13 protein-coding genes and 1 pseudogene are annotated in these 11,974 nt (G+C 68.4%); 4 read left to right on the forward strand and 10 right to left on the reverse strand.

What is annotated here, in order from left to right; all coding sequences use genetic code 11:
• Positions 1-59: 59 nt before the first annotated feature.
• From C5F48_RS01190 to lptF, 3 genes are read right to left on the reverse strand one after another with little or no spacing between them, the layout of a single operon-like run.
• Complete coding sequence (locus C5F48_RS01190; protein WP_107662082.1) at positions 60-2,213, reverse strand: LPS-assembly protein LptD; 2,154 nt, start codon at positions 2,211-2,213, stop codon at positions 60-62.
• Complete coding sequence (gene lptG / locus C5F48_RS01195; RefSeq protein WP_107662083.1) at positions 2,213-3,307, reverse strand: LPS export ABC transporter permease LptG; 1,095 nt, start codon at positions 3,305-3,307, stop codon at positions 2,213-2,215. Before lptG ends, C5F48_RS01190 begins: the two co-directional genes overlap by 1 nt.
• Positions 3,304-4,434, reverse strand: a complete 1,131-nt coding sequence (gene lptF / locus C5F48_RS01200; RefSeq protein WP_107662084.1) for an LPS export ABC transporter permease LptF — start codon at positions 4,432-4,434, stop codon at positions 3,304-3,306. The genes lptG and lptF overlap by 4 nt, the downstream gene beginning before the upstream one ends.
• 142 nt (positions 4,435-4,576) lie before the next feature.
• Here lptF and C5F48_RS01205 point away from each other — a divergent pair, with 142 nt between their 5' ends.
• Together C5F48_RS01205 and C5F48_RS01210 are read left to right on the forward strand one after the other, a co-directional pair.
• On the forward strand, positions 4,577-6,046 hold the full coding sequence (locus tag C5F48_RS01205; protein WP_107662085.1) for a leucyl aminopeptidase: 1,470 nt from the start codon (positions 4,577-4,579) through the stop codon (positions 6,044-6,046).
• 20 nt (positions 6,047-6,066) lie between these two features.
• Positions 6,067-6,522, forward strand: coding sequence for a DNA polymerase III subunit chi (locus tag C5F48_RS01210; RefSeq protein WP_107662086.1), 456 nt, complete (start codon positions 6,067-6,069; stop codon positions 6,520-6,522).
• A 2-nt stretch (positions 6,523-6,524) separates the two neighbouring features.
• Here the strand turns inward: C5F48_RS01210 and C5F48_RS25910 are convergent, their stop codons facing one another.
• The 4 genes and pseudogenes from C5F48_RS25910 to C5F48_RS01225 all read right to left on the reverse strand — a co-directional run bounded on the left by C5F48_RS25910 (position 6,525) and on the right by C5F48_RS01225 (position 9,822).
• Complete coding sequence (locus tag C5F48_RS25910) at positions 6,525-6,650, reverse strand: hypothetical protein (protein WP_258186474.1); 126 nt, start codon at positions 6,648-6,650, stop codon at positions 6,525-6,527.
• A 77-nt stretch (positions 6,651-6,727) separates the two neighbouring features.
• A pseudogene (locus C5F48_RS01215) lies at positions 6,728-7,302 on the reverse strand (retropepsin-like aspartic protease family protein).
• A gap of 45 nt (positions 7,303-7,347) precedes the next feature.
• Positions 7,348-7,965 carry a MarC family protein gene (locus C5F48_RS01220; protein ID WP_107662087.1) on the reverse strand — a complete coding sequence of 206 codons (618 nt, stop codon included), beginning with the start codon at positions 7,963-7,965 and terminating at the stop codon, positions 7,348-7,350.
• Positions 7,966-7,974: 9 nt separating this feature from the next.
• The gene (locus tag C5F48_RS01225) at positions 7,975-9,822 is read right to left on the reverse strand and encodes an ABC-F family ATP-binding cassette domain-containing protein (RefSeq protein WP_107662088.1); all 1,848 of its coding nucleotides are present in this window, start codon (positions 9,820-9,822) and stop codon (positions 7,975-7,977) included.
• Between the two features lie 137 nt (positions 9,823-9,959).
• Here C5F48_RS01225 and ndk point away from each other — a divergent pair, with 137 nt between their 5' ends.
• Positions 9,960-10,382: a nucleoside-diphosphate kinase gene (ndk, locus tag C5F48_RS01230; protein ID WP_107662089.1), complete on the forward strand. Its 423-nt coding sequence runs from the start codon at positions 9,960-9,962 to the stop codon at positions 10,380-10,382.
• 20 nt (positions 10,383-10,402) lie between these two features.
• Here ndk and C5F48_RS01235 read toward each other — a convergent pair whose 3' ends face one another.
• The 3 genes from C5F48_RS01235 to C5F48_RS01240 all read right to left on the reverse strand — a co-directional run bounded on the left by C5F48_RS01235 (position 10,403) and on the right by C5F48_RS01240 (position 11,329).
• The gene (locus C5F48_RS01235; protein WP_107662090.1) at positions 10,403-10,729 is read right to left on the reverse strand and encodes a TfoX/Sxy family protein; all 327 of its coding nucleotides are present in this window, start codon (positions 10,727-10,729) and stop codon (positions 10,403-10,405) included.
• An 81-nt stretch (positions 10,730-10,810) separates the two neighbouring features.
• Positions 10,811-10,942 carry a hypothetical protein gene (locus C5F48_RS25915; RefSeq protein ID WP_258186475.1) on the reverse strand — a complete coding sequence of 44 codons (132 nt, stop codon included), beginning with the start codon at positions 10,940-10,942 and terminating at the stop codon, positions 10,811-10,813.
• 186 nt (positions 10,943-11,128) lie between these two features.
• The gene (locus C5F48_RS01240) at positions 11,129-11,329 is read right to left on the reverse strand and encodes a heavy-metal-associated domain-containing protein (protein ID WP_107662091.1); all 201 of its coding nucleotides are present in this window, start codon (positions 11,327-11,329) and stop codon (positions 11,129-11,131) included.
• Between the two features lie 191 nt (positions 11,330-11,520).
• On the opposite strand from C5F48_RS01240, the gene C5F48_RS01245 reads away from it, so the two are divergent.
• Positions 11,521-11,974: heavy-metal-associated domain-containing protein (locus C5F48_RS01245; protein ID WP_441302622.1), on the forward strand; the 454-nt coding region annotated here is incomplete at its 3' end.

Consider the following 11,974-nt stretch of genomic DNA (forward strand, 5'->3'; position numbering starts at 1 on the left):
CGTGGGTCAATCGCACTGCCGGTCGTTGCCGGAACGCGGGGGGCGTGGCGGGCATCCGGTTACCTACGACAGACGCGCGACGGACCCGCTTCCGCGCCGCTGCCAAAGCCGAGGAGATCGACCGAGAGGCCGAAATCCGTATCCGGGCTCACACTAGTCGAGGATGCGAAGCGACGCGAGAGGGAAAGATCGAGCTTCAGGCATTCGTTGCGGAACTCCATCCCGAGGCCGGCGCGTTGCAGCCGGTCGGCCTCGAAGTCGTAGCGTCCGGTGGCCTTGGCCGTCCAGAAGTCGGTCAGCCCATAGCGTCCGTCCATCCGCAGCTCCGAGATGTTGTCCTGCCGGCTCTCGCTGGCGTCGGCCAGCACCCGGACATAGCTCGAGGACAGGCCGTAGTTTTCGCGCGCGAGGTCCAGCCGCCATTCGGCCTTGGTGATCTCGAAACTGTCGTCGATCAGCACGCGGTTGGTGGCGGTGAGCCCGGAGGCCAGCGAGACCTGCACCGCCGCCAGCCAGTCCGAGGAGCTGCCGTCGAGGCCGGAGGCGTTGCTGAACTGGTCGAGGTCGTCCTGCCGGATCACCCGGCCGACCGTCGCCCCCAGCGACCAGCCGTCGGGGTCGTAGCGGGTCCAGGAGACGCCGAGGTTCAGCCGCCGGCCTTCCTCCACCGCGTCCGAGCCGGGGAAGCGGTTCAGCGAGAACAGGTTGCCCTCGTCGAATTCGACCAGCGCGGAGTCCTCGTTCGGCAGGTCGTCGTCATGCTCGCGCGACCAGACCAGCTGCGCCACCGGCTCGATCACATGCTGCGCCCCGCTCGCGCTGCCGCGGACCCAGGGCCAGCGCAGCTCCACCGCGCCCGCCGCATGCAGCCGGGTGGTGCTGCCGCCGAAGGTCGCGTCATCGTCGATCCGGTAGAGATCGGCCCGCGCCTCTCCCAGCGTCGCGCCGACGAGACCGCCGGGCAGCACCCAGTTGCGCCGCCAGTCGATCCCGAGCGAGACCCGCGACATGTCGCGGCCGTCGGCGATCTCGTCGCTGTCGAGGGCGCTGTCGATGTCCGCGCTGGAGCTGCGGTGATGGCTGTGGGTCTCGAAGGACAGCCCGCCCTGTCCACCCAGCGGCCCGCCGCTGAAGCGGCGGTTGAAGACCATGTCGCCGATCACCGAGGGCAGGGTGTCGTTGTCCTCGTCCTCGCGCAGGGTGCGGAAGTTGATGATCCGCGCCCCGATGAACTCGTTGCGCCGGGTGCGGGTGATCTCGATCCGGCTGTCGAGCCGGTCTTTCTCCTCCATGCCGTAGTCGTAGTAATAGGCGGAGTCGCTGACCTCCTCGAACTGGAAGCGCAGGTCGAAGTCGCGGGGCAGGATGAAGACGCCCTGGGCGAAGATGTAGCCGCGGCTGTCGTCGGGCCGCAGTTCGTCGCGCGACCGGGCGCCGTTCACCTCGATCGAGCCGAAGCTGAAGGCCTCGCGGTAGCGCAGGTCCAGCGAGCGGCCGCCCTTGGCGGTGACATAGGGCGTCAGCGTCAGGTCGCGGCTGTCGCCCAGCGTCAGGAAATACGGCAGCTTGATCCCGGCCCCGAGCCCGCTGGTGGTGCGGATCGACGGCCGCAACAGGCCGCTGGTGCGCTTCAGCGTCGGGTCGGGCAGGCGCAGGCGGGGTACGTAGAACACCGGCACGCCGGCGAAGCGCAGGGTGGCGCTGTCGAAATAGATCTGCCGCTCCAGCTGGTCATGCACCACGCGCCGCGCCCGGATCTCCCAGAGCGGCGTCGGGTTGCCGGCGCAGACCTGGCAGGAGGAGGCGACTGTCCGGCCGAGCGAGGTGTAGCGCCCGCCCACCCGGCTCAGCTCCGAGGCGGCGAGCTGCAGCTGCTGGTTCAGCACCAGCCGCGCCGAGGTCAGCACGCCGTTTTCCAGATCGGCCGACAGCGCCGCCTGATCGGCGAGGATGAAGCTGCCCTCGCCCTCCCGCAGTACGATCGGGCCGTCGATGGTCAGGCTGTCGCCGGCCTTGTCATAGACGATGCGTTCGGCGGTCAGCCGGCGGCCCTGGTAGAGCACCTCTACATTGCCCTCGGCGACCAGCACGGAATCGCCGTTGATCGACACGCTGTCGGCGATCAGGCTGGCGGCATCCTGCGCCGCGACGGGGCTCGCCAGCACGGCGAGCCAGAGGGCGAGGCTCAACAGGGGCCGAAACGGACGGGGCATCAGCCATCCTCCAGATGCAGTAGCAGGCCGAGCGATCCCAGCACCGCGGCGAGCGGCGGGCTCCATGCCGCGAGCGCGATGGGGATCTGGCCGTTCTCGCCCATGACCTGGGCGAAGTTGCGCAGAAAGAAGATGCCGAAACCGCCGAGCAGGGCGAAGAGCACCATGGTGCCGGTCTTGCCGGAGCGGGCGTGGCGCATGGTGAAGCCGGCGGCGATCAGCACCATGGCGGCGAGCAGCAGCGGCAGCGCCAGCTCCATCTGCAGCCAGACCCGGTGCTGGCGGGCGGAGAAGCCGGCCCGCTCCAGCGCGGCGATATAGGCGGGCAGATCCCAAATCGGGATCGCCGAGGGGGTGCCGAAGCTGTCGTGGATCGCGTCGCGGGTGAGGTCGGAACCGAGCCGCATCGCGCCCTCGGACCGGGCGGTCGCCTCGGGGTTCGCGGCCTGAAGGTCCCAGCGCTTGGCCTCCGACAACTGCCAGTAGCCGCTCTCCAGCGTCGCCTGCCCGGCCTCGACCCGCTCGGTCAGCATGCCCTCGGGATCGTAGCTGAGGAAGGTCACGCCATAGAGCCGGGTTCCGTCGAGATTGGAGCGCGCGGCATGGATCACCGTCTGGCCGCCATCGCTGCCCTGGCGCAGCCAGAGCCCCTCGTCGCTGATCGACAGCACGCTGCCGCCGCCATTCTGCAGCCGGTTGTACACCGTCTCGTAATGTTTCGCCGTGCCGGCGACGATCGGGTTCAGCACCGCCACGGCGAAGGCCCCGACCGCCAGCGCCGTCGTCACCGGGATCATCAGGAAGCGCAGCCCCGACCGGCCCGCCGCCCGCACCACGACGAGCTCGCTGCTGCGGGCGAGGCCGAGGAACATGGACACCGAGGCGAGGATGACGATCAGCGGCAGGATGCGGTAGAGGCTGGACGGAACGCTCATCGCCGAAAGCTCGGCGGCCTGGGCGAGGCTGATGTTCTCGTCGGCGAAGCGGCGCATCTGGTCGAGCATGTCGATCAGCATCATGATCCCGAAGAAGATCAGGAAGACGACGAGAAACATGCGCAGGAAGCGGCGCGAGATGTAGAAGGCGAGCGTCATGCGGCGGCCACTCCCCGGACCGCGCGCCCGAGCCGGCGCGGCCGTTGCGACAGCCACAAGAGCAGCGCGCCGATCACCAGCCCCACGGCCGGCGCGGCATAGGCCAAGGGCCAGAGCGCCTCGTCCTTGCCCCCGGCGCCGGAGGCCGCGACGTTGACCATCTGGATCACGATCAGCAGCAGCACCGAAAAGAGGATCTGCCGCCACAGCCCGAAGCGGCTGAAGGCCCCGAGCAGCAGCGCGGCAAAGCCGACCAGCGCCGCCGCCATCCCGAGGAAGGGCTGGCCGATCCGGCTGTGCGCCTCGTAGAGGAATTCGGCGCGGCTGGAGCGGGTCTCGGTCAGCAAGGCCTCGCTGGGCGAGAACAGGGCGAGGGTGGGGAGCTCCTCCATCACACGGCGTTTCGGCCCGCTGGCGCCGAGCACCGCGCCGAGATCATAGGTGAAATCCTCGAACCGGGTCACCGCCAGCCGCGCGCCCTCGCGGGTCAGGGTCTGGGCCATGCCCGAGAACATCACCAGCTTGGGCCCGCTGTCGCCGCGCGCCAGGATGGCGCTGCGGGCGGTGAAGGTGGTGCGCTCGGTCGCGCCGCGGTCGTCGGCGAGGAAGATGTCACGCAGCTCGCCCAGGTCGGTGATCTCGCGGATATAGAGCGTCACCCCCTTGGCCGGATGCATGAAGGTCCCGTCCTTGAGGAATTGCGCGGTGACGTTCTGCGAGATCTCGGCGCTCCGGGCCGACAGTGTTGCGCGGCTCTGCGGCACCAGCACGTTCATCAGGATCAGCATCATCAGCGCCACTATGAGCCCGAAATAGAGCACCGGCCGCGCCAGCCTGAAGGAGGAAAAGCCGGTGGCCTGCATCACCACCAGCTCGGAATCCTGCGTCAGTCGGTTCACGATGTAGACCGTGGCGGCGAAGGCCGAGATCGGCAGCACCAGCCGGATCACGTTGGGCAGCGCCAGGAGCGAGAATTCGAGGAAGACCAGCGCCGACTGCCCGTCGGAGATCAGGTCGTCGAACAGTCCGACGGCGCGGTTGATCCAGTAGACCAGCACCAGCACCAGCGAAAAGAAGCCGAACAGCGCAACCAGTTGCGACAGCATGTATCTGTCGAATCTCGACACGCGGGCCTGCTCCCTCTTTTGCTTTTCGGCGGACGCTAGCGGAATTCCCGGGCGGGGAAAACTCATATCTGGTCAAGCGGCATGCCAGCCGCTACCGTCCGGCGAAACCGCGCTGTCCGTCCTGTTCTCCGGAGACCTATCCATGACCCATCCCGTTCCGCTCCAGTTCCAAGATGTCGATCTCGACCAGCTCGCCACGGCCAAGGGCCGGATCGTGGCCTTCGCGGCCGAGGGCGGAGCGCTGGGAGCCGGTGCGAAACGGCTGAACAAGCTGACCCGCGGCGCGCTGGAGCGGGCGGCGGCCTCGGAGGCCTTCGGCAAGCTGAAGCAGGGTGAGGCGCTGGAGCTGGGCTTCCCCGCCGGGCTCGAGGCCGACGCGGTGCAGTTGGTGAAGCTCGACCGCCGCGCCGACGTGGCCACCGCGCGCAAGGCGGGCGGGGCCATCGGCCGCAGCCTGAGCAAGGTCGCGACGCTGGTGCTGAGCGACGGGCTGCAGCGCACCGCCGATCTGTCCTTCGGCATCGCGATGCGCGCCTACGAGTTCACGCCGCACAAGTCGGGCGAGCACCCGCTGCCCGGCCCGGTGACCCTGATGACCCAGTCGCCCGAAGCCGTGGCCGCCGAGGCTGCGCCGATGGCGGCGCTGGCCGAGGGCGTGTTTTTCACCCGCGATCTGGTGAACGAGCCTGCCAACGTGCTCTCCACCTTCGATTTCGCCGCCCGTCTCGCCGCCATGCACGAGCTGGGGCTGGAGGTCGAGATCCTCGAGGAAGAGGATATGGAGAAACTCGGGATGCGCGCGCTTCTGGGCGTCGGGCAGGGGTCGGAGCATCCCTCGAAGCTGGTGGTGATGCAGTGGAACGGCGGGCCCAAGGGCGAGGCGCCCTTCGCGCTGGTCGGCAAGGGCGTGGTGTTCGACACCGGCGGCATCTCGATCAAGCCCTCGGCCGGCATGGAAGAGATGACGATGGACATGGGCGGCGCCGGTGTCGTCGCGGGGGTCATGCGGACGCTGGCGATGCGCAAGTGCAAGGCCAATGTCGTCGGCCTCGTCGGCATCGTCGAGAACATGCCCGACGGCAAGGCGCAGCGCCCGGGCGACGTGGTGCGCTCGATGAAGGGCGACACGATCGAGGTGATCAACACCGACGCCGAGGGGCGGTTGGTGCTGGCCGATGTGCTCTGGTATGCGCAGGAGCGGTTCAAGCCGACCGGCATGATCGATCTGGCCACCCTCACCGGCGCTGTGATCGTGGCGCTGGGGCATGAGAACACCGGGGTGTTTTCGAACAACGACGCGCTCTGCAACGCCTTCCTGAAGGCCGCGGCGGCGGAGGGCGAGGGGGCCTGGCGGCTGCCGATGGGCGATGGCTATGACGCCAAGCTGAAGTCGCGCATCGCCGACATGGTGAACTCCTGCGGGCGCGACGGCGGGTCGATCACGGCGGCGCAGTTCCTGCAGCGCTTCGTGAAGCCGGAAACACCGTGGATCCACCTCGACATCGCCGGCACGGCGCTGTTGAAGGCCGACAGCACGCTGGCGCCCAAGGGCGCGACCGGCTGGGGCGTGATGGCGCTGAACCGGCTGATCCACGACATGTTCGAGAAGTGAGCCGGGCCTAGGACGGGCAGATGGGCGTCGTGATGTTCTATCATCTCACCCGGTCCACGCCGGAGGAGACGGCGGCGCAATTGCTGCCGCGCGCCCTGCAGGCCGGGTGGCGGGCGATGGTGCGTGGCGCCGATCCGGCTCGGCTGCGCGATCTGGATGACGCCCTCTGGCGCGGGCCGGACGATCACTTCCTGCCGCACGGGCTGGAGGGCGGGCCGCATGACGCCGACCAGCCGATCCTGCTGGGAGAGGGCCCGATCCGCAACGGCGCCTCGGTGCTGATGCTGCTCGACGGCGCGTCGGTCGATCCGGTGGAAGCCGGACCGCTGCAACGGGTCTGGGTGCTGTTCGACGGGATGGACGAGGCAGCGCTGAACCACGCGCGCGGCCAGTGGAAGGCCGTCGTCGCGGCGGGGTTGCCGGCGCAATACTGGTCCGAGGAGTCGGGCCGCTGGGAGAAGAAGGCCGAGAAGTAGCCTCAGCCGTGCGGCAGGATCAGCTGCAGGTCGAGCACCGCCGCCAGGACGGCCAGCAGTGCCAGAGCCGCGATGCAGAGCGCGAAGGGCAGGCGCGATCCGTGCCCGCCGGGGTCGAAAAGGTTCATGCGATGCCTCCTCCCAAAGGACCGCCGCAGACCGGCGATAGGAGGCAACGCCGGTTGCGCCGCGCGGGTTCCCCGGCTCAGCGGGTCAGGATCATCTTGTCGCCGTCGATCTCGATCCGGTAGCGGCGCAGATAATCCATCCCGAGCAGCGAGCCGTCCATCGGCCCCTCGTTCACCCAGGCGTCGAGCCGGTTGTCGGTGATCGGCCCCAGCGTCACATCGCTGAGCCGCACCCGCGAGGTGCGCACGATGCCATTGGCCGTTCGTGCCTCGCCGCCATAGGCAAGGCCGTCGATGTCGATGCCGAGCTTTTCGGCATCGGCCTGCGACAGCACCACCGAGGTGGCGCCAGTATCGGCCATGAACTGAAGAGGCGTGCCGTCGATGGTGAGAGTGATGTAGAAATGCCCGTCGCGGGCCGGGGGATCTCGATCTGGCCGCTCTGCATCACCGCCTGCTGCGGCATCAGCTCGCCGCGGATGTCGGACCAGAGCCCGTAGCCCGCGAGCACCGCCACGAAGATCAGCGCCCAGGCCATGCCCGCGCGGATCGCCGCCCCGAGCCGCCCGCGATACTCCACGATGACCCATGCGCCGAGCACCGCGATGAGCAGGCCGAGATAGCCCAGCCGCCCGATCATGTCTCCGTCCATCCTGCCCTCCGCTCTGCCCCGGGCAATATGGGGGGCGGGAGCGGCTCAGTCCAGCAGGCCGGTGCCCACGATTCCGTCAATGACGAACTGAACGGCGAGGGCGGCGAGCAGCATGCCCAGAAGCCGGGTGATGACGACGTTGCCGGTGCGGCCGAGGAAACGCTCGATGGGACCGGCGACGAGGAACAGAAGGAAGGCCGAGGCGACGGTGACGATCATCACCAGATGCACGGCGACGGCGCCCGCCAGATCATCGGCCTGACCGACCAGCAGGATCATCGAAGCGATGGCCCCGGGCCCGGCGATCAGCGGGATCGCCAGCGGGAACACCGACGGGTCGTGATCGTGCTCGGCGGTCTGGCCCTGCCGCCGCTGGGTGCGCCGCTCGAAGAGCATGTCGAGCGCGGTCAGGAACAGAAGGATTCCGCCCGCAATGCGGAAGGCCGACATCGAGATGCCGATGAAGCCCAGGAGAGCCTCGCCCAGCAGGCCGAAGGCCATGAGGATGCCGATGGCCACCACGCAGGCGCGCAGGCCGATGGCGCGGCGCTGTTCGCGCGTCATGCCCGGCGTCAGGGCGATGAACATCGGGATCAGCCCGGGCGGATCGACCACCACGAACATGGTGGCGAAGGCGGTGATCAGGAATGCGCTCTCGACCATCCGTCCCTCTTATGCGCTGGCTGTCTCCAGCTTTTCCTGCGCTTTCAGCCACATCGCCTCGGCCCGGTCGAGCCCTTCCATGACCTCGGCATATTTCTTCTGCCAGGTCTCGGCCTCCGACCCGCGTCCCGGCTCGTAGAGCTCGGGATCGGCCAGCTTCTTGGCCAGACGGTCGCGCATCACGTTCAGTTTGTCGAGCCGTTCCTCGCATTTGCGCACTTCGGCGCGCATCGCGAGGATGTCGTCGCGGCTGGCGCGTTTGGGCTTCTCGACGGCGGGCTTTTCCTTCGGCGTCTCGTCCCCGGCCAGAAGCTGGCGGCGATATTCCTCCAGATCCTCGGTATAGGGCACCACGGCGCCGCCCTTCACCAGCCAGAGCCGGTCGGCCACGAGGCCGAGAAGGTGCATGTCATGGCTGACCAGCACCACGGCGCCGGAGTATTCCGTCAGCGCCTCGACCAGCGCCTCGCGGCTTTCCATGTCGAGGTGGTTGGTCGGTTCGTCGAGGATCAGAAGATGCGGCGCGTCGATGGTGGCCAGAAGCAGCGAGAGCCGCGCCTTTTGCCCGCCCGAAAGCCGCCCAACCACGGTCTCCGCCTGATCCGCCATCAGCCCGAAGCCCGCCAGCCGCGCGCGCAGCCGGGGTTGGCCCTCGGCCGGGCGCAGCCGCATGATGTGCTGCAAGGGTGTTTCGTCGATGTGCAGCTCGTCGACCTGATGCTGGGCGAAATAGCCGATGCGCAGCTTCGAGGAGCTGACCATCTTGCCGTCGCGCGGCTCCAGCTTGCCGGCGAGCAGCTTCGACAGGGTCGACTTGCCCTCGCCGTTGCGGCCGAGCAGCGCGATGCGGTCGTCCTGATCGATGCGCAGCGACAGCTTCTTCAGCACCGGCGGGCCGTCGTAGCCGACCGAGACGCCTTCCATGGTGATGATAGGCGGCGACAGCTCTTCCGGCTTGGGGAAGGTGAAGACCTGCTTCTTCGCCTCTTCGGGAGGCGTGATCGGGGTCATCTTCTCCAGCATCTTCACGCGGGATTGCGCCTGCACCGCCTTCGAGGCCTTGGCCTTGAAGCGGTCGACGAAGCTTTGAAGATGGGCGCGGCGGGCGTCCTGCTTCTTGGCCTCGGCCTGCAGCACGGCGCGCTTTTCCGCCATCTGCCGGGCGAACTGGTCGTAGGGGCCGTTCCAGTAGGTCAGCTTCTTGGCATCGAGATGCAGGATGCCCTGCACCGCGCGGTTCAGAAGGCCGCGGTCGTGGCTGATGATGATGACGGTATGCGGATATTTCGCGAGATAGCTTTCCAGCCAGAGCGCGCCCTCGAGATCGAGGTAGTTGGTCGGTTCGTCGAGCAGCAGCAGGTCGGGCTGGGCGAAGAGCACCCCGGCCAGCGCCACGCGCATCCGCCAGCCGCCCGAGAAATCGGAACAGGGACGCAGTTGCGCCTCGGCGTCGAAGCCAAGGCCCTTGAGGATGGCCGAGGCGCGGCCCTCCGCCGACCAGGCGTCGATATCGGCGAGCCGGTTCTGGATCTCGGCGATCCGGTGCGGGTCGCGCGCGGTTTCCGACTCCGCCAAGAGCTCAGCGCGCTCGGTGTCGGCCTGCAGCACGGTGTCGAGCAGCGAGGTGGACGATGACGGCACCTCCTGCGCCACGCCGCCGATGCGGGAGCGGGCGGGCAGGCTGATGTCGCCGCCCTCCAGCACCAGCTCGCGGCGGATCAGCTTGAACAGCGTGGTCTTGCCGGAGCCGTTGCGGCCGACGAGGCCGACCTTGTGGCCGGTGGGAATGGTGGCGGAGGCCCCGACGAGCAGGGGCCGGCCTTCGACCGAATAGGTGATGTCTGAGATGCGCAGCATGGCGGGTGATTGACCGACCCACCGGCGCATGTCAACCGCAGCCCGGCAGGGCAGGCGGCGCGGATTGGCCCTTTTGTCGCAGAAGTCCGCATGGTAGAGGCCGCGGGCAAGTTTTCACCACTCCGAGGAGACGCCTCATGGCCATCGAACGCACGCTCTCGATCATCAAGCCCGACGCCACCCGCCGCAACCTGACCGGCAAGATCAACGCCAAGTTCGAGGATGCCGGCCTGCGCATCGTCGCGCAGAAGCGCATCCACCTGTCGCTCGCCCAGGCGCAGAAGTTCTACGCCGTCCACTCCGAGCGCGGCTTCTTCGCCGAGCTGACCGAGTTCATGGCCTCCGAGCCGGTGGTCGTGCAGGTGCTGGAAGGCGAAGGCGCGATCCTGAAGAACCGCGAAGTGATGGGCGCGACCAACCCGGCCAACGCCGATGCGGGCACCATCCGCAAGGAATTCGCCCTCTCGGTCGGCGAGAACTCGGTCCACGGGTCGGACGCGCCGGAAACCGCCGCGGAAGAGATCGCCTTCTTCTTCTCCGGCCTCGAACTGGTCGGCTGATCCGGCCGGGGCGGCGCGCCTCAGCGCCGCCGCTCCACCACCCCGATCCTGTCGAGGGCCGCTTCCAGCTCGGAGCGGCCCTTCGGCATTCCGGCCTTCAGCGCGTCGAAGCGCTTGCGCAGCGCCGCCTTTTCGGCGCCCTTGCAGTCGTTCCAGGGCCGACCCTGCAGCCCCATCACCAGAACATAGTAACCGATGAAATGGGGCGGCGTGCCGCTTTCCATCAGGCGCCGATAGGCCTCGTCCGGCCCCAGAGCGTGGATCTCCTCGGCCGTGGTGATCCCGGCGCGGGCGAAGGCGGCCTCGGTTGCCGGGCCGAGATTGCGGATGGTGGTGATTGCGGTCATGCGCCGGCCCGAAATGCAAAAGGCCAGCGTAACCGCTGGCCGTCGTCGCGCAAGATCGTTCAGGGCAGGATCAGATCTGGATCAGATCGAGGCCCAGTCGCGGAAGATCGGCTTCTGCTGACCCGGCTGCTGCGGGCTGGACTGGCCCGTCATCTGCGAGGAAGACGGGGTGCTGCCCTGCTGCGGTTGCGGGGTCTGCGAGGTGGTGGCCATTTGACTGCTCCGGTGCTGGCTCTTCGTGTCTGTCGCTGGGACATCTTGACACAGTCCGCTCGATCTAGGCCCTGCCTTCAGAGGCCACAAGCGGGATAGCGGTAACAGCCGCGTCATTTCTGCAACGTGCTTACCGCCTTGGCAGCAAATGGCGCAAACCTGCACGAAACTGAAACAATCCGTCGGTCAGCGCAGCACCGTCGCCGGGAATCCGATGCCGTCCAGCACGGCGATCAGGGTCTCGGGCGCGGCATCGCCCTCGACGCGAGCGGTGCGGGCCTCGGCGTCGAAGCGGACGGGCCCGGCGCCGGGAATCGCGGCGAGGGCGGTCTCGATCGAGGCGCGGCAATGGCCGCAGCTCATGTCGGGAATGGAAAGCGTGGTCATAGGCGGCTCCTCTGGCTGTCCCGCTTCAGATGGGGCTTCCAGTGGCGGGAAGGTCAAGGGGCAAGGACATTTCGCCACGGGGCTTGACCTTCCAGTGACTGGAAACCCCATGTAGGGTGACGAAGGAGAGTCCCATGACCATTTCCCAACCGGTATCCCCCGCCTCCAGCCTGCGCCTGCATCTCGACGGCATGAGCTGCGCCTCCTGCGTGGCGCGGGTGGAGCGTGCACTTGCCGCCGTGCCGGGGGTGAGCGAGGCCCGCGTCAGCCTGACCGACGAGGCAGCCGAGATCCGTTTCGCCGCCCCCGCCACGCCGGAGGCCCTGACGGAGGCTGTGGCCAAGGCCGGCTACCCGGCGCGGCAGCAGGCGCTGACGCTTTCGGTGGAGGGCATGACCTGCGCTTCCTGCACCGGGCGGGTGGAGCGGGTGCTAAGGGCGCAGCCGGGGGTGATCTCGGCCAGCGCCAATCTGGCGACCCGCCGGGCGCAGGTGGTGCTGTGGGAGGGCGCCGCGACGGCGCAGGCGCTGGCGGCGGCGGTGACGCGGGCGGGCTTCGCCGCCTCGGCCGAAGCCGGCGCGCCGGATCGCCGGGCCGAAGGNTCTGGCGCGTCTGAACCCGCGACACCTGGATCGCCGCGGCGCT

Source organism: Cereibacter changlensis JA139 (assembly GCF_003034985.1).
Lineage (GTDB): Bacteria > Pseudomonadota > Alphaproteobacteria > Rhodobacterales > Rhodobacteraceae > Cereibacter > Cereibacter changlensis.